This is a genomic window from Mycolicibacterium llatzerense (genome assembly GCF_000878195.1).
GTDB lineage: Bacteria > Actinomycetota > Actinomycetes > Mycobacteriales > Mycobacteriaceae > Mycobacterium > Mycobacterium llatzerense.
In genome coordinates this window covers 193,906-215,825 of the sequence record NZ_JXST01000003.1, presented here as the reverse complement: position 1 = coordinate 215,825, position 21,920 = coordinate 193,906, and the positions used below count along the sequence as shown (strand labels likewise).

Annotated in this window: 21 protein-coding genes and 1 pseudogene; 9 read left to right on the top strand and 13 right to left on the bottom strand. The window is 64.5% G+C overall.

All coding sequences use genetic code 11. The features are described from left to right. The first annotated feature begins 136 nt into the window (after positions 1-136). Positions 137-1,153 carry an NADP-dependent oxidoreductase gene (locus tag TL10_RS29970; RefSeq protein WP_110788943.1) on the top strand — a complete coding sequence of 339 codons (1,017 nt, stop codon included), beginning with the start codon at positions 137-139 and terminating at the stop codon, positions 1,151-1,153. Between the two features lie 93 nt (positions 1,154-1,246). Here the strand turns inward: TL10_RS29970 and TL10_RS03450 are convergent, their stop codons facing one another. From TL10_RS03450 to TL10_RS03430, 5 genes are all read right to left on the bottom strand, one after another. Then, the gene (locus TL10_RS03450; RefSeq protein ID WP_043984482.1) at positions 1,247-1,957 is read right to left on the bottom strand and encodes a DJ-1/PfpI family protein; all 711 of its coding nucleotides are present in this window, start codon (positions 1,955-1,957) and stop codon (positions 1,247-1,249) included. A gap of 154 nt (positions 1,958-2,111) precedes the next feature. After that, positions 2,112-2,525: a RidA family protein gene (locus TL10_RS03445; protein ID WP_029119788.1), complete on the bottom strand. Its 414-nt coding sequence runs from the start codon at positions 2,523-2,525 to the stop codon at positions 2,112-2,114. Between the two features lie 94 nt (positions 2,526-2,619). Next, the gene (locus TL10_RS03440) at positions 2,620-3,591 is read right to left on the bottom strand and encodes an NAD-dependent epimerase/dehydratase family protein (protein ID WP_043984524.1); all 972 of its coding nucleotides are present in this window, start codon (positions 3,589-3,591) and stop codon (positions 2,620-2,622) included. A 323-nt stretch (positions 3,592-3,914) separates the two neighbouring features. After that, complete coding sequence (locus TL10_RS03435) at positions 3,915-4,343, bottom strand: Rid family hydrolase (protein WP_043984481.1); 429 nt, start codon at positions 4,341-4,343, stop codon at positions 3,915-3,917. 88 nt (positions 4,344-4,431) lie between these two features. Further along, positions 4,432-5,142, bottom strand: coding sequence for an HD domain-containing protein (locus TL10_RS03430; protein ID WP_043984480.1), 711 nt, complete (start codon positions 5,140-5,142; stop codon positions 4,432-4,434). A gap of 220 nt (positions 5,143-5,362) precedes the next feature. On the opposite strand from TL10_RS03430, the pseudogene TL10_RS29965 reads away from it, so the two are divergent. After that, positions 5,363-5,776: pseudogene (locus TL10_RS29965) on the top strand (S8 family serine peptidase); the annotation flags it as partial. Positions 5,777-5,970: 194 nt separating this feature from the next. Here TL10_RS29965 and TL10_RS03425 read toward each other — a convergent pair. Together TL10_RS03425 and TL10_RS03420 are read right to left on the bottom strand one after the other, a co-directional pair. Next, positions 5,971-7,443, bottom strand: coding sequence for an APC family permease (locus tag TL10_RS03425; protein WP_043984479.1), 1,473 nt, complete (start codon positions 7,441-7,443; stop codon positions 5,971-5,973). Positions 7,444-8,134: 691 nt separating this feature from the next. Next, the gene (locus TL10_RS03420; RefSeq protein WP_110788951.1) at positions 8,135-9,628 is read right to left on the bottom strand and encodes a gamma-aminobutyraldehyde dehydrogenase; all 1,494 of its coding nucleotides are present in this window, start codon (positions 9,626-9,628) and stop codon (positions 8,135-8,137) included. Positions 9,629-9,742: 114 nt separating this feature from the next. Here TL10_RS03420 and TL10_RS03415 point away from each other — a divergent pair, with 114 nt between their 5' ends. Then, positions 9,743-10,264 carry an Lrp/AsnC family transcriptional regulator gene (locus TL10_RS03415; RefSeq protein WP_043984478.1) on the top strand — a complete coding sequence of 174 codons (522 nt, stop codon included), beginning with the start codon at positions 9,743-9,745 and terminating at the stop codon, positions 10,262-10,264. Beyond that, the gene (locus TL10_RS03410) at positions 10,261-11,646 is read left to right on the top strand and encodes an aspartate aminotransferase family protein (protein WP_043984477.1); all 1,386 of its coding nucleotides are present in this window, start codon (positions 10,261-10,263) and stop codon (positions 11,644-11,646) included. Before TL10_RS03415 ends, TL10_RS03410 begins: the two co-directional genes overlap by 4 nt. 45 nt (positions 11,647-11,691) lie before the next feature. Here TL10_RS03410 and eccB read toward each other — a convergent pair whose 3' ends face one another. From eccB to TL10_RS03395, 3 genes are all read right to left on the bottom strand, one after another. Then, positions 11,692-13,041, bottom strand: coding sequence for a type VII secretion protein EccB (eccB, locus tag TL10_RS03405; RefSeq protein WP_043984522.1), 1,350 nt, complete (start codon positions 13,039-13,041; stop codon positions 11,692-11,694). Between the two features lie 86 nt (positions 13,042-13,127). Next, on the bottom strand, positions 13,128-14,645 hold the full coding sequence (gene glpK / locus TL10_RS03400; protein ID WP_043984521.1) for a glycerol kinase GlpK: 1,518 nt from the start codon (positions 14,643-14,645) through the stop codon (positions 13,128-13,130). A gap of 110 nt (positions 14,646-14,755) precedes the next feature. Further along, positions 14,756-15,310, bottom strand: a complete 555-nt coding sequence (locus tag TL10_RS03395; RefSeq protein WP_043401880.1) for a CGNR zinc finger domain-containing protein — start codon at positions 15,308-15,310, stop codon at positions 14,756-14,758. A 120-nt stretch (positions 15,311-15,430) separates the two neighbouring features. Between TL10_RS03395 and TL10_RS03390 the strand changes: the two genes are divergently transcribed. The 5 genes from TL10_RS03390 (at position 15,431) to TL10_RS03370 (ending at position 19,289) form a co-directional block, all read left to right on the top strand. Continuing rightward, positions 15,431-16,408, top strand: coding sequence for an EamA family transporter (locus TL10_RS03390; RefSeq protein WP_234711357.1), 978 nt, complete (start codon positions 15,431-15,433; stop codon positions 16,406-16,408). Between the two features lie 15 nt (positions 16,409-16,423). After that, the gene (locus tag TL10_RS03385; protein WP_043984519.1) at positions 16,424-17,092 is read left to right on the top strand and encodes a cutinase family protein; all 669 of its coding nucleotides are present in this window, start codon (positions 16,424-16,426) and stop codon (positions 17,090-17,092) included. A gap of 56 nt (positions 17,093-17,148) precedes the next feature. After that, the gene (locus TL10_RS03380; RefSeq protein WP_082067823.1) at positions 17,149-17,814 is read left to right on the top strand and encodes a cutinase family protein; all 666 of its coding nucleotides are present in this window, start codon (positions 17,149-17,151) and stop codon (positions 17,812-17,814) included. A gap of 114 nt (positions 17,815-17,928) precedes the next feature. Further along, positions 17,929-18,534: a cutinase family protein gene (locus TL10_RS03375; protein WP_231575695.1), complete on the top strand. Its 606-nt coding sequence runs from the start codon at positions 17,929-17,931 to the stop codon at positions 18,532-18,534. A gap of 20 nt (positions 18,535-18,554) precedes the next feature. Beyond that, positions 18,555-19,289 (top strand): cutinase family protein, encoded by a 735-nt coding sequence (locus TL10_RS03370; RefSeq protein WP_423136052.1) that lies wholly within the window; start codon positions 18,555-18,557, stop codon positions 19,287-19,289. A gap of 9 nt (positions 19,290-19,298) precedes the next feature. Here TL10_RS03370 and truA read toward each other — a convergent pair whose 3' ends face one another. The 3 genes from truA to TL10_RS03355 all read right to left on the bottom strand — a co-directional run bounded on the left by truA (position 19,299) and on the right by TL10_RS03355 (position 21,835). After that, entirely contained in the window at positions 19,299-20,162 is an 864-nt protein-coding gene (truA, locus tag TL10_RS03365; protein WP_043402209.1) for a tRNA pseudouridine(38-40) synthase TruA, read from the bottom strand. A gap of 16 nt (positions 20,163-20,178) precedes the next feature. Continuing rightward, on the bottom strand, positions 20,179-20,718 hold the full coding sequence (gene rplQ / locus TL10_RS03360; protein WP_043984473.1) for a 50S ribosomal protein L17: 540 nt from the start codon (positions 20,716-20,718) through the stop codon (positions 20,179-20,181). A gap of 64 nt (positions 20,719-20,782) precedes the next feature. Further along, a complete protein-coding gene (locus TL10_RS03355; protein WP_020101463.1) occupies positions 20,783-21,835 on the bottom strand; it encodes a DNA-directed RNA polymerase subunit alpha in 1,053 nt (350 codons plus the stop codon). Positions 21,836-21,920: the final 85 nt, after the last annotated feature.

Sequence of the window (21,920 nt, the reverse complement as noted above, 5' to 3'; positions counted from 1 at the left end):
CGGCCAGTCCTTTCAAGCCGCACCACCGGGCCGGCAAACAACCCACAAGCCTTACCCGACCCACCCGGGTCGCAGCACACCGTAACTGCCGTAACAGCTCGAAATAACTGCAACTACAAACTTAAGGAAGATCCACGTGACGAAGACCCTGCAGTATGTGCTGGCCCGCCGCCCGAAAGGGCCGGTGACCGAGAAGGATTTTCGCCTCGTGGAGACCGTAATTCCAGATCTCGACGACGGCGATGTAGAGTTCGAAACCCTTTTTGTTTCAATAGATCCAGCGATTCGTGGTTGGCTCGACGATCGCCCAAGCTACCTACCGCCTGTCCAGATCGGCGCCCCGGTACGAGCGCTGGGAATCGCCCGTGTGGTATCCGCACGCCACAGAGAATTCTCGCCAGGAGATCTCGTGCGTGGATTTGTCGGCTGGCAAGAACGATTCGTGGTCAACGCTCCCGGATCTGAGTGGGAACGTATCCCTGAGAATTCGGGCGTACCGCTGCAGCGCTGGCTCGGAATCCTTGGCATGACGGGGCTTACCGCCTGGGCAGGTATACGCGACATACTCAAACCTCAAGCCGGACAGACGGTCCTGGTCTCGGGAGCCTCCGGTGCTGTCGGCAGCATCGCAGTACAGCTGGCCAAGCATGCAGGCGCCCGCGTCGTCGGCGTCGCCGGCGGACCCGAAAAGTGCCGCATGCTTCTCGACGATCTCGGCGCAGATGACGTCGTCGACCGTAAGGCGAAGAACTGGGCAGAACAACTGGTCGAGGCCACCCCGGATGGAATCGACCGCGTCTTCGAGAACTCCGGCGGCCCGATGTTCGAAGCGACCATCGATCGACTCAACAACCACGCCCGCATAGCCCTTTGCGGATTGATCGATGGATACAACCTGGAACAAAGGCCCGCCGGGCCCCGAAACTTCGGACAGCTGCTCAGTAAACGCACCCATGTACAGGGATTCATCGTCCTTGACTACTTCAACCGCGCAGCGAAGGCCCACCGGGAACTCTCACGGTTACTCCAAGAGGGGACTCTCAAAGAGATCGACACCGTGGTCCACGGTTTCCATGAGCTGCCACGTGCGTTCATCCGATCGTTTGAATCTGGAACTACAGGCAAGTTGGTAGTCGAGACTCTGCCTGTGTAGACACGTGAGCAGTCCTGATCATATTGAGGCAGAACAGGTCTCGCGTATGCTAGGCCACTCGTTCGAACGAGTCCGACGACGCACTGCGTCGCCTCAGCTGTTGGCGACGATCCGCCGGGCGGTTTGAAGCCGACGCTCAAGAAGTGGTCTGCCTTGGGCGGTGACGGATTGCAAGACGTGCGGCGGCGCCGTTTCGGGTGTGCCGCTGGAGAACGGCGGCTGCGGTGCGTACTGGATGAAGAGTTGGATCGCCTGGGCTTCGTCAAGTCCGCGCAGTTCGGCCGCGACCATAAGGGCCGCGTCGATACCAGCGGTGACTCCCGCGGCGAACACGAAGCTACCGTCGGTGACTACGCGCTCAGGGACGACGGTGGCACCGAAGATCGGAAGTACATCGAGCGAACCCCAGTGTGTGGTTGCACGCCGTCCATGCAACAACCCTGCGGCTCCCAGCAGCAGTGCGCCGGTACACACCGATAAGACGCATCGAGCTCCAGATGCCTGTCTTTGCAGCCAATTCAAAAGACGCTGGTCTTCCATGTGGGCCTGCTGACCGGGACCTCCGGGTACGTGCAGAACATCCAGCTGGGGCGCATCCTCGAGCACCGCATCGGGTAGAAGTCCCAGTCCACGCCAATCACGGACGGGCTGGGACGACAGGCCATATGTGGTGTACGTGACGTTGCTCAGAGACGCGAGCACCTCGTAGGGGCCCGTGAAGTCGATCTGGTCCATGTCATCGAAGATGACGGATCCAATCTTCAGCTCGTGCCGATGCTGTTTGGCCTCACCGTGATCGTTCATGCCTTCATTCTGGTTGTAGGAAAGGTCCGTTGCGTCTCGCGTTGCTGCCGCCTACCGCATGACTGCAGCCATATCGCCGAGCAGTCTGCGGGCGCCAAGCCGTCTTCAGTCGTGGGGTTACCTCTCCTCGGACCTAGTCGGCCGCTGGAATGACTCATCCGCGATACGCGATCGCCGGAATCTCCAGGACTTGACCCGGCAACAAGAAGCCGGCGACCTGGACAATGGACATGTTGGGAGCGTGGTCCCCGACCCACGGAACGTAAACGCGGGGAATGGCTTCCGCCAATGCGGGCAGGTCGGACGCGTAGATCGTCAGGGATACGAGATTTGTGCGGTCCAAGCCTTCAGTTCTCAAGAGGTCTTCGATAACTCGCAGGATGAAATCCAACTGCCCGGCAGTGTCATCGGGATGAACGATCTGCAGGTCCTCCAAGCCGCCGACATTTGCGACAACGCCGGCGAGATGGACGGTGTCGCCCGCACTCACGATCTGATTGAAGCCGAAGCCCTTGAACACGTCGGGGGTGATGAAGTTGTTGACCTGCGGGGATGTCCTGCGAATCATGGTCTTCCTTTCAGTGAGTGTGCAGCAATCCAGCTGCAAAAGGGGGGCGCCTGTGGCGGCTTGACGGGATCTGGTGCGGTGCAGCGTTTCCGCACTAGCGTGCGGTTCTCAATTGCTTGAGCCCGTCGGCGCGCAAGGTTTGGCCGACGTAGCCGAGCTCGGCACGGGCGGCGCGATCGTCGGTAGTGAATTCTCGTCCGATCATGCGGACCATCGTTCGGGTCAGTGGTGGGTCGGTCTGATTGGGGCGGAGAGAAGCGATCGTCTCCATGAGCCAGCCCAGGGAAACCGCCGCGGTGTAGGGAACTGATCGGAGTTTGTCGATGGACAGGCCCTGGACATCTGCCAGCGACGCGATGAATTGGCGGAAGGTGATGGGCTCCCGGTCGTTCACGAAGTAGGCGCGTCCACCCGGACCGCCGCCGAGTGCGAGTTGCACCGCCTCGACCACATTGTCGACGTGGCAGGTGCTGAACGGGTAGTCGCCGCGGTTGATGAATGCGAACTGCCCGGTTTCGATGCGACCGGGAATCTCACGGCTGAACGAGTCGCCTGGGCCCCAGATCGCCGAGGGGCGTAGTCCGATGGTGCGAAACCCGATCGTGTTCGCCGCGAGCACTTCAGCCTCACTGATCGACTTGGTTGCGATATAGCCGGAGAAGCTTTTCGGATAGGTCTTCGCGGACTCGTTGACAGCCTGCATGGGTGAGCCATGGCCGTCCATGACAACTCCCGCAGCACTCATGTACACGAATGTGGTCGCGCCGGCGCGCTTCGCAGCGTTCAGCAGCGCCCGGGTCCCTGCGACGTTGGAGCGGAAGTACGCCGCGCGCGGCCCAGCGAAGCGGAAGTATGCCGCGGCGTGCACGACGGCATCGACCGCGGGTAGGGCGAATTCGTCGGGACGGTCAAGATCGCCGGGTAGCGGCGTTGCCCCCAGCGTGCGGACCCTATCGACTGATGTGGCAGACCGAGCAAGAGCGAGTACGTTGTGCCCGTCCGCAGCCAGCCTCCTGACGAGGTGTTCGCCGACGAATCCGGAGCCGCCGGTGACGAGAATCTTCATGATCACGGTCCTCTCGTTTCGGACGATTGCACTGTGCGCAGCAGGTCGGCACTGACCTGGCGCAGGTTAGGGTCGAAAGCCCATGCGTGTAGCCGTCGTTGGCTCTCTATGTGCACGAAATCTACTGACGCAGAACATGTTCTACACAATGGCGCGGACTGCACGGCGGTCGATGTACTGCAATCTCGGTTCGGACAACAAAGCGCCGGCGGTCGCCGAATCACTCGTCTATTCCACTCGAAGCAGGGATATGTATGCCGTAGCGACTGCGACAGGGCTGTCCCGCCGCCGTCTCGCGCCGAGACAGCCCTGTCGTACGGGAACTATTTGCCGCCAGACCGGATCAGAGCCACAGCCTCGACCTCGATACGCATCTCGGGCAGACCCAGCGCTTTCACGCCGAGCGCAGTCCACAGTGGCAGGTGTTCTCCCGCCCGCTTGCGGAACTGATCAACAACTGCCGTCAGGTGATCGTCGCCGATAGAATCGGCGCTGGTGGGCTTGTGATATGTATTGACTTTCACAACGTCATTCCACGTCGCACCTGCCGCCACGAGGGTCTTTTCGACATTGTCAAAGGCCTTCTGGATCTCTGCTTCCAGAGAATCGACCGAGAAGGTCAGGTCATCGTTCCATCCGCCCTGGCCAGAGATTTCCACGCGATCGCCGATCCGAACGGCCTGACCGTAGCTGTACTGCGTGCGAAAAATATCTCCATACCCGGGGGTGTCAAAGAACTCAGGTGTAGACATTCAGGTGCATCCTTTCGTTGTTCATTTCATATCCACTTCGGCAAACCAGCCGTCAGGGAGTCTCTGTTCAATGGACGCGCTTCGGCGCTCAGTTGCCCCAGCGTGAACCGCCATCGGCGATGAGTTGCTCACCGTAGGTGACACCGAATTCGCGTCGCTCGCGCAAAACTTCGCCCGGAGGGCTATAGCGCGGGGCGTTGTTCGGACCGCTTGCAGCGTGATCGGCGACCGCGTCGATGACCGACGTAGCCATATTGAAACGAGGGTAGGCAGAGTGGATTACGGCTCCGATTTGTGCGGTTACCGCGTTCACGTGTGCCTCCGGCAGACCAAGCACACCGCCGAAGTCGATGGCGACGCCCTGGTATGTCAACGAAGTCAGGGCGCCCATCCGCTCAGGGATGACCGCAGTGTTATGGAGGGCGATGGCTTCCCAGACCGCGTCGACCTTCTGCGCCTCCAGACCATGGCCGCTAAGAAACTCGGCCGCGCGGTCCGCGCCGTCGACCTCGAAGCGCGTGTTTCTCTTGGCGAGCGGTGACAATCCAACGTCATGCAGGACACACGCAAAATAGAGAAGCTCATCGTCGAAATCTCGGCCAGGTGCCAGCCCAACGTGTGGAGCGAGCAGCCGAGCGAACAAATAGCTCCGCACGCTGTGATTGGCGATCGCCGGCGACTCTGCGCCTCGGACCAATTCGAGCGCGGCGAGCGCTAGTGGTGTGCTCGGCAACGTGACCACATCGGCGTCGGTGGAGGGCAGCTCCTTTTGGGAGGGTGAAGCGTCCGGCAATGTCATACGACGAGTCTGCGGTCACCTCATGAGGTCCAGCCAGAGGCAAAATTGCCGGTATCCGCTAGGTTGTTGCCATTTTCAGTTCACCGTCGTCAACGTCCTTTTGAGGACTGACACACCCCCGAAGTATCGGGCCGCGGCTCGTGCCCAGAAATTCTCAAATCTTTGTCATTTGTGACATTGCGTGACATCTCAACTGAGAATGTGACATTCATTTTGAGAACTGACAGTGGTCGCCGCAGCCGGTAACACCAGCGGTGAATGCGCACAACAGAATCCACTGTCCGGCCCCAAACGTCCGGGCACGCCGGACTGGGACACCGTGCACACCGTGGTCAGCCCGGCGTGGTACGACGACTACGTGCTGACCGTCGGCTCGGTCAGCACGACCGGTGCGCCATCATCATTCAGCCTGGCCGGACCCTGGGTCGACGTCGCCGCGCCGGGCGAATCAGTGGTGTCGCTGAGCGCGCAGGGCGACGGTCTCGTCGACAGCCGGCCAGACTCCCGCCCACTGTCCGGAACCAGCTACGCCGCACCCGTCGTCAGTGGTGTTGTCGCACTGCTGCGTTCGCGACTGCCGCAACTGTCCGCCCGGCAGGTGATGGCCCGCATCAAAGACACCGCGCGCCATCCCGCCGACGCCCGGTCCCGACCATCGGCCATCGCGCCGAATCGCCTTCCTCTGCACCGCCATCTGCATCGCGGTGGCCGCCGTCGCCGTGACCGGGCGCCGGCGGCCACGGCGCTAGCTGATCGAACGTATGGTTTGTTGCCGTGCCCCTGGCTGGAGGCCTGCGTGGCTCCGTGTCGATTCGAGTGCCCTGACCGTCACCTCGCGGGCTCGGGCGCCGGGTCCGCGGCCAACGACGATTCGCGGGTCTGCCTGCGGGCGATGCGAGCCGGTCCTGCGACATACCACGCGGCCGCGGCGAGCAGCACTGCCAGGAAAATCCATGGGATCACGTCTGCTGGCCAGTCCGGGATCGGATACACGTTGCGGTAAAAGACGTACGCAAGGCAGCCCGTGGCGGTCAGCCCAATGATGGCGGCGACGCCAACGCTGGTCTGTGGTGCCAAGCGCCGCACCAGAATCGGGATACCCAGACCCATCAGCATGTAGGCAATCATGTAGCCGAAGGTTCCCATGGTTCCGGTGTAGGAATACACATCGAGCTCGTTGATTCCGCTGACTCCCAAGCCGAGTGCCGCGATCAGTGCGGCCGCACTGAGCAAGATGATCGCAACATGCGGGGTCTTACGGATGGGATGCGTCGCGGCGAGCTTGCTGTGCACCAACTGCGACTCACCCATCGATCGCAGTACCCGACTGGCCGCTGTCAGTGAGCCGGCCACACAGGCGAAGTTGGAAGCCACCGCACCCAGATCGATGGCCAGACCAAGCCAGTGCACGCCAAGGCCGTCGGCCAACGTGTTCAAAGGCGTTGCGTCGGCAGCCAGATTGTCGGCACCACCGAATCCGACGATCTGCGCGTAAGACCCATACAGGTAGAGCGCACCGGCCAGTAGCGCACTGCCCGTGACTGCCCGCGGGATTGTCCGTTGTGGGTCTTTCGCCTCGACGGACAAACAAGCGGCAGACTCGAACCCGACGAAACCCAGGGTTGCCAGTACCATGCCGCTGACCACCTGCTGCATCGTGATTCCGGTGGGCATCAGCGGCGCGAGACTGAACCCGTGCCGAAGCAAAACCATGGTGAGCACGACCAGAATTGCTCCGATAGAGAGCACCTCGAGCACCACACCGGTCCATGCGGAGATCCGGACGCCGCGGATCATCATCCAAGCCGCGCAGAGCACACACACGATTTCCAAGACCACTGTGACCGAAATCGAAGTAGCGGGCACTCCGGCGCTCGCCGGTGGAGCAACTCCGAGAAGGGGTTTGGCGTACTGCGAGAATTGGGCGACGCAGCCGACGGAGATGAGCAGGTACCCGAAGGCGAGACCGGTCGACCCGACGAAGCCGACCGCTCTACCGAACGCGGCGGTGATATGAGAGAGCAGGTCTTCGCCCGGCCGCAACCTCGCGGCCCGGGATACGCACCAGCCCACCAACAGCAGCACGCACAAGGAGATGGCGTAGGAATACAAGGTTCCTGCGCTCGCGCTGGCAGCCACAAGGGTTGCGCCAGAAACCATTACGGCGCTTGGTGCGATGCCGGCGGTCGACTGTGCGACGAGCTCGACACCGCTCATGCTGGCGGCCGCAAGTCCGGTATCTGCATTCTGCTGAGAATCTCTGAGTTCCTCGAGCCGCTCGACATTGGATATTGACGGCATTGATCGGCCTCCTCAATGGTGATTTGGTCGGTCCACGAACACGGCGCGGACCGCATGCCGGCTACGGTGCCGACGGCTGATGTGTGTACGGGGCGAAGTGACCCAGCGGGACAACCGCTTTCGCTCTACTACTACCCTCCGACAACTTTAGGGTCGGGTTGTTACTAGTAGTTACAACAAGTGTTAAAAGTGCCAACAAGACCGCGCTATTTCTGGTGGCAGTCGTCACAGAAGTCGGTCATGTTTGGCCATCGTTGAGCGCGTTCGTGATCACCTTCGCCCGCCGCACGTCGGGAAGCGAAACAACCTAGCCGAAGATTCCGCTCATATCGTTAGTCTGACGCTGGGTCGAGCAGGATTGGACATCCGAGATCAGTGTCGAGTAAATATGTGTCCGCGGCGAGACGGCGCACGTGTCTCACGATATTGAAATCGCGTCTATCGTCTGGTTCTGAGCTCAGCGAGCTGACTGCCAGAGAGGGACCGCTGGGAAGAATAGTGTTGTGGCGCATGAATACCCGGACACACTGCGTGTAGATTTTGGCGCCTTCCGAATACTTCATGGCAGGCGGGGCGGGCGATACGCTTTCGAGGTTCATTCCACGGACTCCGAATTAATTGGAGGCTGCGCAACAGAAGTGCTCCGCGAGACTTTTGCACCCGGGTTGGTGTCGACGATCGTGCGGGACTACTACCTCTTGGCGAAAATAATTCGATGCCAGTCTTTTTCGGCAACCGAGGTGATATCGCTCATCACGTGTTTGATGGTCAGGTATTCCTCGAACGAATACGCGCTCATATCTTTGCCGAACCCAGAAGCACCGAAACCGCCATGCGGCATTTCGGAAATGATCGGGATGTGATCATTGATCCACACGCAGCCGGCCCGGATTTCGCGCGCTGCCCGCTGGGCCCTGTACACGTCGCGAGTCCATGCCGAGGCCGCCAGCCCGTACTCGGTGTCATTGGCCTGCCGCAGTGCATCGTCGTCATCGATGAAGGGCCGCACGGTCAGCACAGGACCGAAAATCTCATCGCGGTAGATCTCGGAGTCTTCCGCGACATCGGCAATCAGTGTCGGCGGATAGAACGTGCCGGAACCCTCAGGCAATGTTCCGCCTGTCACGATCCGCCCGCCTTGCTGCTGCGCCCGCGCCACCATGCCGGCGACTTTGGTCCGGTGTGGCGCCGAGATCACCGGCCCCAGATCGGTATTCGGGTCATGCGGGTCTCCGGTGACGACCTTGCCGAACAGTTCGGCAACGCCGTCCACAAAGTCGTCGTACAAAGGTTGCGCCACGATGGCGCGGGTCGCCGCCGTGCAATCCTGGCCGGTGTTGATCAGGGATGCCGCCACCGCGCCATGGATCGCGGCATCCAAGTCCGCGTCACCGAAGACCACGAACGGAGCCTTGCCGCCAAGTTCGAGCTGAGTGCGGTGGCCGTGAACCGCCGCTGCTGCCATGACTCGTCGCCCGACTGCCGTCGAGCCGGTGAACGTCACCATGTCAACGTGACGATGCCCGGCAAGGGCGGCGCCGACGTCGGCGCCCAGCCCCGTCACCACATTGAACACACCTTCGGGCAGTCCCGCTTCGCCGGCCAATCGGGCCAGCGTGAGCGTGGTCAGCGGGGTGATCTCGGCGGGCTTGATCACCACGGCACAACCGGCCGCCAGCGCGGGCAATGCCTTCCAGACCGCCATCTGCAGCGGGTAGTTCCACGGCGTGATGGTGGCGACCACACCGACCGCCTCACGTCGGATGCTCGACGTGTGATCGGCCGAGTACTCGGCAGTGGCCTTGCCCTCGAGGTGTCGCGCGGCACCGGCGAAAAAGTCGATGTTGTCGATGCTGCCGGGGACGTCGAAGTTTGCCGCCAGCCGGACCGGTTTACCGGTCTGGCTGACCTCCTGATCCACGAGTTCGTCAGCGTTCTCGGCGACCAGTCGGGCCAACCGCGCCAGAACCGTGGCCCGCTCTGCCGGAATTGCCCGGGCCCAGCTCGGCTGCGCCGCGCGAGCCGCGGCCACTGCAGCGTCCACATCGGCGGGCGTCGCCAGCGCATATGACGCCACGACAGCACCCGTCGCCGGATTGATGATCTCGAACGGCCTCCCGGCCGTTGTCACGATCTCTCCGTTGATGAAGCTACCTGCGACGACCTGGCCTCCACCTGCGCTCACGATCCCGAACGCTACCTCAACATTGCTGCGTATTCCACTCGAAATCACGCAACATTCGACTGATTCCGTCGAAAATGTTGTGCTGAACGACGGAATCCGTGCACAATTGACGCCATGGCCATCCCAGATGCACCGCCCGATGCCGCTGCGATGACTGCGCGCAGTAGCCAAACGAGGGGTGGCACCGCATTCCAGCTCGACGAACTCTCGAAAGAGATCATCGAGCAACTGCAGCAGGATGGCAGGCAGTCCTACGCCGCCATCGGTAAAGCGGTCGAGCTGTCGGAAGCAGCTGTGCGCCAACGGGTCCAGCGCATGATCGACTGCGGCGTCATGCAGATCGTCGCCGTGACGGACCCTGTTCAAATGGGCTTCGGACGCCAGGCCTTGATCGGCGTTCGCTGCACCGGCGATACCACCAAGGTCGCCGACCAACTTGCCGCCATCGCGTCCGTCGACTACGTCGTGCTGACCGCCGGCACCTTCGACATCATCATCGAAGTCGTCTGCGAAGACGACAGCCACCTGCTCGACCTGCTCAACAGCAAGATTCGAGCGGTACCCGGGGTGCTGTCCACCGAAACGCTCGTCTATCTCAAACTCGTCAAACAGCAATACAACTGGGGCACGCGATGACAACAATCAATGCAGCACAAACACTTTCAACCGACCTGGCAGCCAAGGCCAAGCGGCATCTGTGGGGCCATTTCGCCCGTCACGGGACCGACATCGCCCCACCCATCATCACCCGGGGCGAGGGCGTCACCATCTTCGACGACCGGGGCAAGAGCTATATCGACGGACTTTCGGGCCTGTTCGTCGTGCAGGTCGGGCACGGACGCGAGGAGCTCGCGGCGGCAGCTGCCCGCCAGGCCGAGCAACTGTCCTTCTTCCCGTTGTGGTCCTACGCAACGCCGCCCGCGATCGAACTGGCCGAGCGCATCGCCAACTATGCGCCGGGCGACCTGAACCGGGTCTTCTTCACCACCGGCGGCGGCGAAGCGGTGGAGAGTGCCTGGAAGCTGGCCAAGCAGTTCTTCAAGCTGACCGGAAAACCCGGTAAGCACAAGGTGATTTCGCGCTCCATCGCGTACCACGGAACCCCTCAGGGCGCGCTGGCGATCACCGGCATCCCCGCGTTCAAGGCGCCATTCGAACCGCTCACCCCCGGCGGCTTTCGCGCCCCGAACACCAACTTCTACCGCGCGCCCGATGCCTACGCACACGACCAGGAGGCATTCGGCCGGTACTGCGCCGACCGCATCGCCGAGGCCATCGAATTCGAAGGTCCCGATACCGTTGCCGCAGTATTCCTGGAGCCAGTGCAGAACGCGGGCGGCTGCTTCCCACCACCACCTGGGTACTTTCAGCGAGTCCGTGAGATCTGCGACCAGTACGACGTACTCCTGGTGTCCGACGAGGTGATCTGCGCCTACGGTCGCATCGGCTCGATGTTCGCCTGCGACGATTTCGGCTACATCCCCGACATCATCACCAGCGCCAAGGGTTTGACATCCGGCTACTCCCCCATCGGCGCGATGATCGCCAGCGACCGCCTGTTCGAACCGTTCAACGACGGCAAGACGATGTTCGCCCACGGCTATACCTTCGGCGGACACCCGGTGTCGTCCGCGGTGGCGCTGGCCAACCTCGACATCTTCGAGCGCGAGGGCATCAATACTCATGTGAAAGCGAACGCCCCGATATTCAGGGCAACACTAGAGAAGCTGTACGACCTTCCGATCGTCGGCGATGTCCGCGGCGAGGGATTCTTCTACGGCATCGAACTGGTAAAAGACAAGGCCACCAGGGAGACGTTCAACGGCGAAGAGTCCGAGCACCTGCTGCGCGGCTTCCTGACCCCCGCACTGTGGGAGGCGGGTCTGTACTGCCGCGCGGACGATCGTGGCGATCCGGTGATCCAGCTGGCTCCGCCGCTGATCAGCGGCCAGAAGGAGTTCGACGAGATCTATAGCATCCTGCACAGCGTCCTCGACGAAGCGGGGCGCCGGCTCTAGATCCTTGAGGCGGGCCGAGACCGGATTTCGCGAGATCATCGGCCGCTACGGCGCCAGTCCGTCCCGCAGCACTTCAGCCGCCGGCACGCTCAACTCAGGCCCGCCGGGTAACCGGGCCAGCAGCGGCCAAGGTGCCGGCATAGGTTCACCCTCCACGCCAAGGTATTTCGCCGTATCGGCGTCGTGGATGCCGTACCGGACTCCGGTATCTGCCACCAGGTACAGCGGGCCGGTCACCGATCCACCGGTGACCCCGGTGGCATGCACGTACGCGTACCGTCCCGGCGGTATTGCCACCGCATCGATATTCGGACCGTCGCCGTCGGCTTGCACCAGCGCCACCTCATGCGCTGCCGGCTTCCCCGGTAAGACAGCGGTATTCACGCGACTCGAATCCGATTGCCATTGTGCGCACACCGGGACCTCGCTCGGTAGTGGTGCAAGGGCCTGCTCCGGGAAGCTCGACACCGCAAGGTCGTGGACCGCCGGAATGTTGGCGATGTCCGCTGGTCGCACGGTCCGAAGGTCGCCGTCGGCCACGCCGTGGGCGAACCGGATGAGGTCGGCCGCAACGTCGCCGACGCGCTGCAGACCGCTCACGAGCACCGCATGGTGCTCCGCAGCATCGGCGCGGTTGACTCGAAGTACCTGTCCGACAAGGAAACCGCCGGGCCCCTTTGTCCCAAGACCCGGGATGCCTGGCGCCGCAATGGCGGGGACTTCGGGCAACAGGTCGAGAAAAGACCGCGACAGCGGCCGCGGCGTGACGCCGTCGAGTCGCAGTGCCCGGACCACAGCGAGATCCCGCAAGTCGACTTCAGCCCGCCTGCCGGCGTACACCAGATACGTCGTCGCATGATGCTCGCCTGCTGCCGTCGCCAGGATCGGCCGCGCCCGGTCGGGCCCGCCGGTGTCCTGGCCGGCGAGCAGTATCGTCCGGCCGCTGTCGCAGACCTGCCACGCTGCCGCGGTGATCGGTCGACCCAATTCGGCTGGGGCACCGGGTATTCCGACGAGAGGTCCGCGCGGCGCGGCGGCAATCGCGTCAGCATTGACCGGCACCGGGTTGACCGCGGACTTGGCGACGAGCCGCGCCGACGCAAGATTGAGCGCTGGATGCCACGTCGAGCCGATGCGCACATACAGCGCGCCGGTGTCCCGGACCATGACAATCGGCGCCTCCCCCAGCCCGCCTGCCGGTGACGCGATCGCGATGACCGCGCACACTGCGACCGCGAGCAGTCCGGCGAGCCATCCCGACGCGTACGAAATCGATTGCGCGCGAATCGGTTCATCGACCATCGCGGCGTCACCACGCACCAGTGCGTGGATCAGTCGACGCATTTGAAAGCGCCGGCCGCTGGCCTCTAGCTGCGCACCCTGCCCCCGAGCCATGTCCATCCCCCGGCTAGCAGCCTAACCGCGGGCGGACATGCGCCCCGACGCCAATTCATCCCGGTAATTTGTGCGTGCCCAAATCGCTAGGAGACGTCGACCCAGTCCAGGGTGCGGCCGACGGCCTTCTGCCAGCCGGCGTATCCGGCCGCACGCTGGCCGTCGTCCCACGACGGCGCCCAGCGTTTGTGCTCCTGCCAGTTGGCGCGCAGTTCGTCGGGGTTCGACCAGAACCCGACCCCGAGTCCGGCGGCGTAGGCCGCGCCGAGCGCAGTGGTCTCGGCGACAACGGGTTTCACCACCTCGACGCCCAGTACGTCGGCCTGAATCTGCATGCACAGTTCGTTGGCGGTGATGCCGCCGTCGACCTTGAGCACCTCCAGGTGCACGCCGGAGTCGGCGGCCATGGCGTCGACCACGTCGCGACTCTGGTAGCAGATGGCCTCCAGCGTGGCCCGCGCCAAGTGGGCGTTGGTGTTGAACCGCGACAACCCGACGATGGCCCCGCGCGCATCCGAACGCCAGTACGGCGCAAAGAGTCCCGAGAACGCCGGCACGAAGTACACGCCGCCGTTGTCCTCGACCTGGCGGGCCAGCGTCTCACTGTCAGAAGCGCCGGCGATGATGCCCAGCTGGTCGCGCAGCCACTGCACGGCCGAACCGGTGACGGCGATCGAACCCTCCAGTGCGTAAACGGGTTTCGCGTCGCCGAAGCGGTAGCACACCGTGGTCAGCAGCCCGTGCTCCGAGCGCACGATCTTCTCGCCGGTGTTGAGCAGCAGGAAATTGCCTGTGCCGTAGGTGTTCTTGGCCTCCCCCGCCGACAGACACACCTGCCCCACCATGGCGGCCTGCTGGTCGCCGAGGATGCCGGTGACCGGCACCGGCGCGCCCAGCGGACCGTCGGCTGCGGTCAGACCATAGGGCTCGGACACCGACGACGACGCGATGTTCGGCAGCATCTGGCGCGGAATCCCGAAGAACGACAACAGTTCGTCGTCCCAATCGAGGGTCTCCAGGTTCATCAGCATGGTGCGGCTGGCGTTGGTGACGTCGGTGACGTGCACGCCGCCGCGGGTGCCGCCGGTCAGGTTCCACAGCACCCAGGTGTCGCAGGTGCCGAAGATCGCGTCACCGCGTTCGGCGGCTTCGCGCACACCGTCGACGTTCTCGAGGATCCACTGGATCTTGCCGCCGGAGAAGTACGTCGCCGGTGGCAGGCCGGCCTTGCGGCGGATGACATCGCCGTGGCCCTCGCGTTCCAGCGCCGACGCGATGCGGTCGGTGCGGGTGTCCTGCCAGACGATCGCGTGGTAGTACGGGCGCCCGGTGTGCTTGTCCCACACCATTGTCGTCTCACGCTGATTGGTGATCCCGAGCGCGACCAGATCGGACGCCGACAACCGGGTCTTGTTCAGCGCGGTCTGCAACACCGAGCCGGTGCGCTCCCAAATCTCGACGGGATTGTGCTCGACCCAGCCGGCCCGCGGCAGGATCTGCTCGTGTTCGAGCTGGTGGCGTCCGACCTCACGACCTGAGTGATCGAAGATCATCGCCCGGGTGCTGGTGGTGCCCTGGTCGATGGCCGCTACGAATTCGGCCAATGGCCCGTCCTTCCGCTCAAACACTGAGGTGTCGGTGATCACGGTAGGAGACGGACGCGCGTGACGCGATGCATTACGGCAACCGGCGCCGGGCGCGTCGGACGGAAACGTCAGTTCTCGCGCGCGCGGCGTTCGCGGTACGCCGCGACGTGCTGGCGGTTTCCGCAGTTGCCGGTGTCGCAGAAGATGCGGGATCGGTTGCGCGACATGTCGATCAGCACCGCGGTGCAGTCCGCTGCCGCGCACGTCTTGAGCCGGCGCAGTTCACCGGCCCGAATGAGGTCGGCGAGGGCCATCGCCATCTCGGCGCCCATGCGCTGCACGAGCGGATCCTGGTCGGCCGCCAGGTGCAGATGCCATTCCGGCATCTCCGGGTGCCGCGTCAGCCAGGGCATGGCGCGGTTGTCGCTGAGCAGCGCATTGACCTGGCCGACCACCGCCTCCTCGTCGCCCGCCGCGGCCCACAGCGAGCCGAGGCGCGCGCGCAGACCGTGTACCGCCGCCAGCTCGTCGGCGTCGCGGTCGCGCCGGCCCGTCCAGCCGAACTCATTCAGGTACCCGTCGAGGGCCGCCAGGTCGGCCAGCTGATCACCGTCGACCCGGTCACTGTTGACCAATACACATGCCGCGCGCAGCGTGAGCTCGGTGTCATGACTGAAATTCATTTGACTCGTTACACCCACCCTCCGTAGCGTCATGACCAATCTCAACTTCACTCATTACACCATCGGAGGTGGCCCGTGACTGCGTCGAACGGCACCGCAGCCGGTCACTTCCGGACCGGCATGATCTTCGCCGTCACGTCTGCCTTCACCTTCGGGATGGCGGGCGCCCTCGGCAAGTCCCTGATCGAGGCCGGCTGGAGCCCTACCGCGGCAGTGGTCGCCCGGCTGACCGGCGGCGCGCTGGTCATGGCCGTGGTCGCGACCATCCTGCGCCGCGGCTGGGTGCGCGAAGCCCTGAGCCACAAAGGGACGGTCATCGCCTACGGCGCCATCCCGATCGCGGGCGCCCAGCTGTGCTACTTCAACGCCGTCGCCTACCTGCCGGTCGGTGTCGCGCTGCTGCTCGAGTACGCCGCACCCCTGCTGGTGGTGGGTTGGGTATGGGCCACGACCCGTCGTCGCCCCAGCACCCTGACCCTGGCCGGCGTCGCGATCGCCATCGCCGGCATCACCCTGGTCCTCGGGTTGATCGGACCCGGCAGCCACACCGGAGCCCAGATCAGCCTCGCCGGCATCGCCTGGGGCATGGGCGCCGCCGTCTGCGCCGCGTGCTACTTCGTCATGTCCGACAAGGCCAGTGCCGACGGCACCGGGCTGCACTCCATCACCCTGGCCACCGGCGGCCTGATCGTCGGCGCGGTGACGGTCGCGCTACTCGGCGTCTCCGGCGTCATGCCGCTCGCCTTCACCGCCCACGACACCACGCTGGCAGGCCTGACCACCTCCTGGCTGGTCCCCGTGATCGCGCTGGCCATCGTGCCGACCGCGATGGCGTACACCTTCGGCATCATGGGCATCGCCCGCCTGCAGCCCCGGTTCGCGTCCCTGGTCGGCCTGTCCGAGGTGATGTTCGCCGTGCTGTCCGCCTGGGCATTGCTGGGCGAGGCCATCACCGGGATCCAATTGCTGGGCGGTGCGGTGGTGTTAGCGGGCCTGACGCTCGCCCGCCAGGGTGACCGCGGTGAGGCCAGCTGGCACGACGACTGGCCGGACAGTCCGGAGGGTTTGCCAGCAGGGCAAACGATTGGCCGTAGCTGAGCGCGATATGTGAAGATGGCCCGCGTGACCTTGCTCAGCACGTCGGTCCGCGTGGCCGCGATCGCCGCCGCCGTCATCTCCAGTTCCGCGCTGTTGCCGTCGGCACCGGCCAAGGCAGACCCTTGCCCGAACATCGAGGTGATCTTCGCGCGCGGCACGCACGACGACCCCGGCATGGGCCGCGTCGGCTCGGTACTGGTCGACGCGCTGCAGCCCCTGGTCGGCAGCCGCACCGTCACCGGCTACGCCGTCGACTACCCGGCGTCCTATGACTTCCTCACCGCGCAGGACGGCGCCACAGACGCACAGAACCGCATCGCCCTGATGGCGCAGCAATGCCCCAGCACCAAGATCGTGCTGGGTGGTTACTCGCAGGGCGCCGCAGTGGTCGACATGCTGGCGGGCATTCCGCCGCTCGGCGACCGGATCGGCGAAGTCGGCTCGGCACCGCCGCTGCCCGCCGGCCTCGCGAGCCGAGTCGCGGCCGCCGCGGTATTCGGCAATCCGTCAGCCAAGTTCAGCCACCCGCTGGATTCAATGGGACTGTTCTCCAACCGCTCGGTCGATCTGTGCCTGTTGGGCGACCCGATCTGCTCGCGCGGCCGCAACCCGTTCGCACACTCGCGCTACGAGACGTCCGAGTTCGTGGGACAGGCTGCGCAGTTCATCGCATCCCGCGTCTGACCGGCGGCTGAGCGTCTGGCGCGGACCCACATCCGGAACCGCGGTTAGGATTCGGTGTGATCATCAGTGCACTGCGCCGCGTCTTCGCCGGCACCGCAACCACCGTAGTCATCGCCGGCATCACCGTGCTGACACCGCCATCCCTGGGTGCCGTCGGCGTCGCCGCTGCCGCTAACTGCCCCGACATCGAGGTGACCTTCGCGCGCGGCACGTCCGAAGACCCCGGCCTGGGCAGGGTCGGCGGAGCGTTCGTCAACCAGTTGCGCAACAAGGTCGGTGGCCGTTCCGTCGGGTCCTACGCCGTCGTCTACCCGGCGTCCTACGACTTCCTGGCTGCCGCTGACGGCGCGAACGACGCCAGCGCCCACATCCAGTGGATGGCCGACAACTGCCCGGGCACCCGGCAGGTGCTCGGCGGCTACTCGCAAGGCGCGGCCGTGATGGACGTCATCGGCGCCATCCCGGTTCCGGGCGTCGGCTTCAACAACCCGCTGCCGCCCGAGGCCGCCGGCCACGTCGCCGCCATCGCAGTGTTCGGCAATCCGTCTGCCAAGCTGGGCCTGCCGTTGACGGCCAGCCCGGTGTGGGGCGGCAAGGTCATCGACCTGTGCAACGCGGGTGACCCGATCTGCCAGACCGACGGTCAGGTCGTAGACGCGCACAAGACGTACGCGGGTGGCGCGACCAACGCCGCGGCCAATTTCGTCGCCGGATTGTTGTAAGGCTGGCATCTTTTCTCGACGAGACCGTCAATTCGTCGAGATACCATCGGATTTGTGATTGGCCGCCGTATATCTGCTGTGCTGATCACCGCTCTGACTGTCAGTGCCGCGCCAATGTCCGTGTTACTCACGGACATTGGCGTGGCGAACGCCGCCGCCAACTGCGCACCCGCGGAAGTGGTGTTCGCCCGCGGCCGGATGGAACCGCCCGGCCCCGGACAGGTCGGGGCCGCGTTCGTCACCGCGCTGCGCCAGCTCCGCGGCCCGAATATCGCTCTATACCCGGTGAATTACCCGGCGGACACACAGGTAGACATGGGCGCCAACGACATGAGCCGGCGCGTGCAATGGCTTACCCGCAACTGCCCGGCCACCAAGATCGTGCTCGGCGGTTACTCATTGGGCGCCGCAGCCACGGATCTGGTTATCGCGGTGCCCATTTCGGCGTTCACCTTCAACAGCCCGTTGCCCCGCGGCACCGATCAGCACATCGCGGCGGTAGCCCTGTTCGGCAACGGCGTCAACTGGGCAGCGCCCATCACGGCATTGAGTTCGACGTACCAGAACCGCACCATCGACCTGTGCCATTCCGATGACCCGGTCTGCAATCCGAGCAGCCCCTACAAGTGGCGTGCCGAGTGGCAGGACCACCTCGCGCCCGGGTACATCAAGTCCGGCATGGTGAACCAGGCCGCGAAGTTCGTAGCGGCACGGTTGTGAAGCGCGGCTAGACTCCAGCCATGGCCCCCCGCTCCGTCATGAACTCCGTTCGGTCTGCCGTCGCCGTGGTTGGCGCGGCAGCGTCCGTCACCACCGGGCTGGTGGTGACGACGACCGCCGGACCGTCGGGATTCATCGGCGTTGCAACGGCAGCCCCATGCCCGCAGGTGGAAGTGGTCTTCGCGCGCGGCCGTAATGAACGCCCCGGCATCGGCCGGGTCGGAACCGCCTTCGTCGATGCGTTGCGCGCCAAGACACCGCTGAATGTCGGGGTTTACGCGGTGAACTATCCCGCCAACATCGAAATCCCGCAGGGCGCCAACGACATCAGCTCACGCATTCAGGACATGGCGTCGCGGTGTCCCGACACCAGGCTGGTGATCGGCGGATACTCGCTGGGCGCGGCGTCGGCAACCATGGCGTTGTCCTCGGACAACAAGGGATTCGGGTTCGACAGCCCGCTGCCGCCCGGGATGGACTCTCACATCGCCGCGGTGGCGCTGTTCGGCAACGTCACCCACCGCATGGGTGCCGGCAACATCAGCCCGGTCTACGGGGATCGGACCATCGACCAGTGCAACGGCACCGACCCCGTCTGCATGGACGGACTGCCCCAGACCATCGCCCAACTGCAGGGCGACTGGCAGAACCACCTGCAGGACGGCTACATCGGGTCCGGCATGGTCGCCCAGGCGGCCGACTTCGTCGCGGCCCGATTGGCCGCACCGGCGCCCCCGGCTCCCCCGGCCCCGTAGCCGCGACAGTCAGTCGAGGGTGCGCAGATCGCGGGTGACGTTGATGCGCGACGCCAATTGATCGTCCGGCGGGTAGTCCACCGACACCAGTGTCAGGCCCCGCGCCGGGGCGGCGGTGTACTCGCTGGATCGGCTGTCGGCTGCCAAAAGGCCTGCGATCCAACCGGGTTCACGACGACCCACGCCCACAGTGAGCAACGCACCGACCAGCGAGCGCACCATGTTCCAGCAGAAGGCGTCGGCCGTCACGTAGGCGGTGACCAAATCACCCGAGCGCTGCCATTCCAGCCGCTGCAGGTCCCGGATGGTCGTCGCGCCCTCCCGGAATCGGCAGAAGGCCGCAAAATCCTGCAGCCCCAACAACTCCTGTGAAGCGGCCGTCATCGCGTCCAGATCCAGCGGTCGCGACCAGGGCGTGATGAAGCGGGTCTGCTGCGGCTCTACCCCATACGGCGCCAACGACAACCGGTATTCGTAGTGTCGCCGCAACGCGGAGAACCGGGCGTCGAAACCGGGTGCCGCACGGACGATCTGGCGCACCCGTACATCGGCGGGCAGGAACCGCGCGAGCCGGCGCACCAGCGGCAGAAACTCGGGGTCACCATCACGACGGGTGCGCGGATAGGCGAAACCCAGTGCGGCAGAAGGCACATCGACGTGCGCGACCTGACCGGTCGCATGAACTCCGGTGTCGGTACGACCGGCAGTGACCAACCGCACCGGCTCGCGGAACACCGTCGACAGCGTCTCCTCGATGACACCGGCGACCGTGCGCTGCCCGGCTTGCGGTGCCCAGCCGGCGAATTCGGTGCCGTCGTACGAGATATCCAGGCGTAAACGAACATGCCCGCCATCAGATTCGATGGCGGGCATGTCGTTCACAACCTGATTAGGACTTGGCCTCATCCTCGGTCGCCTCAGCCTCGGCCTCAGCGGTCTGAGCATCGGCGATGCCCTCGTCGGCAGCCTCGACCTCGGCAACCGGAGCCTCGGCAGCGGCTTCCTCAGCCGGAGCCTCAGCAGCCTGAGCGGCGGCGGCGCGACGGGCGCGGTCGGCCTCGGAGACGACGGTCTTCTCCCGGACCAGCTCGATCACGGCCATGGGGGCGTTGTCGCCCTTGCGGTTCTCGACCTTGATGATGCGGGTGTAGCCGCCCTCGCGGTCCGCGAAGTGCGGTGCGATCTCGGCGAACAGGGTGTGCACCACGTCCTTGTCGCGGATCTTCTTCATCACCTCGCGCCGGTTGTGCAGCGCGCCCTTCTTGGCGTGGGTGATGAGCTTCTCGGCGTACGGACGCAACGCCCGGGCCTTGGCATCGGTGGTCTTGATGCGGCCGTGCTCGAACAGCGAGGTGGCCAGGTTGGCCAGGATCGCCTTCTGGTGTGACGACGACCCGCCGAGGCGAGCACCCTTTGTGGGCTTAGGCATTGCAACTTCTCCTAATTGGGGCCGGCCCCCGTATCAGGTAGGGCCGGGACGGAACTTCTCTGTTTTAAAGCTGTTCGGTTTCGGCGTAGTCCTGGTCGGCGTCCAGGTCGTAGCTGGCATCGCTGTTCCAGGTGCCGGTGGCCACGTCGTAGCCGGCGACCTGCGACGGGTCGAACGTGGCCGGGCTGTCCTTGAGCGACAGACCCAGCTGGTGCAGCTTGATCTTGACCTCGTCGATGGACTTCTGGCCGAAGTTACGGATGTCCAGCAGATCCGACTCGGTACGCGAGACCAGCTCGCCGACGGTGTGCACACCCTCACGCTTGAGGCAGTTGTACGACCGCACGGTCAGCTCCAGGTCGTCGATCGGCAGCGCGAACGAGGCGATGTGGTCTGCCTCGGCCGGCGACGGGCCGATCTCGATGCCCTCGGCCTCGACGTTGAGCTCGCGGGCCAGACCGAACAGCTCGACCAGCGTCTTGCCGGCCGAAGCCAGGGCGTCACGCGGGGCGATCGAGTTCTTGGTCTCGACATCGAGGATCAGCTTGTCGAAGTCGGTGCGCTGCTCGACGCGGGTGGCCTCCACCTTGTAGGTGACCTTCAGCACCGGCGAGTAGATCGAGTCGACCGGGATACGGCCGATCTCGGCACCCGAAGCCTTGTTCTGCACGGCCGGGACGTAACCGCGACCGCGCTCGACGACGAGCTCGACCTCCAGCTTGCCCTTGTCGTTGAGGGTGGCGATGTGCATGTCCGGGTTGTGCACCGTCACACCGGCCGGGGGCACGATGTCACCGGCGGTGACGGCACCTGGGCCCTGCTTGCGCAGGTACATGGTGACCGGCTCGTCCTCTTCCGAGGAAACGACCAGGCCCTTGAGGTTCAGGATGATGTCGGTGACGTCTTCCTTGACCCCGGGGACGGTGGTGAACTCGTGCAGCACACCATCGATGCGGATGCTGGTGACCGCTGCGCCCGGGATGGACGACAGCAGCGTGCGCCGCAGCGAGTTGCCCAGGGTGTAACCGAAGCCGGGCTCCAGCGGTTCGATGGTGAACCGGGACCGGTTTTCGGCCAGCACGTCCTCGGACAGGGTGGGACGCTGAGAAATCAGCATTTTCTATCTCCTTCTCGGCACCCGCTATTTGATGCCGGTTTGGGCGGTCCCGCCCGGCCCTGGATTAGGCCGGACGGGCATCCAT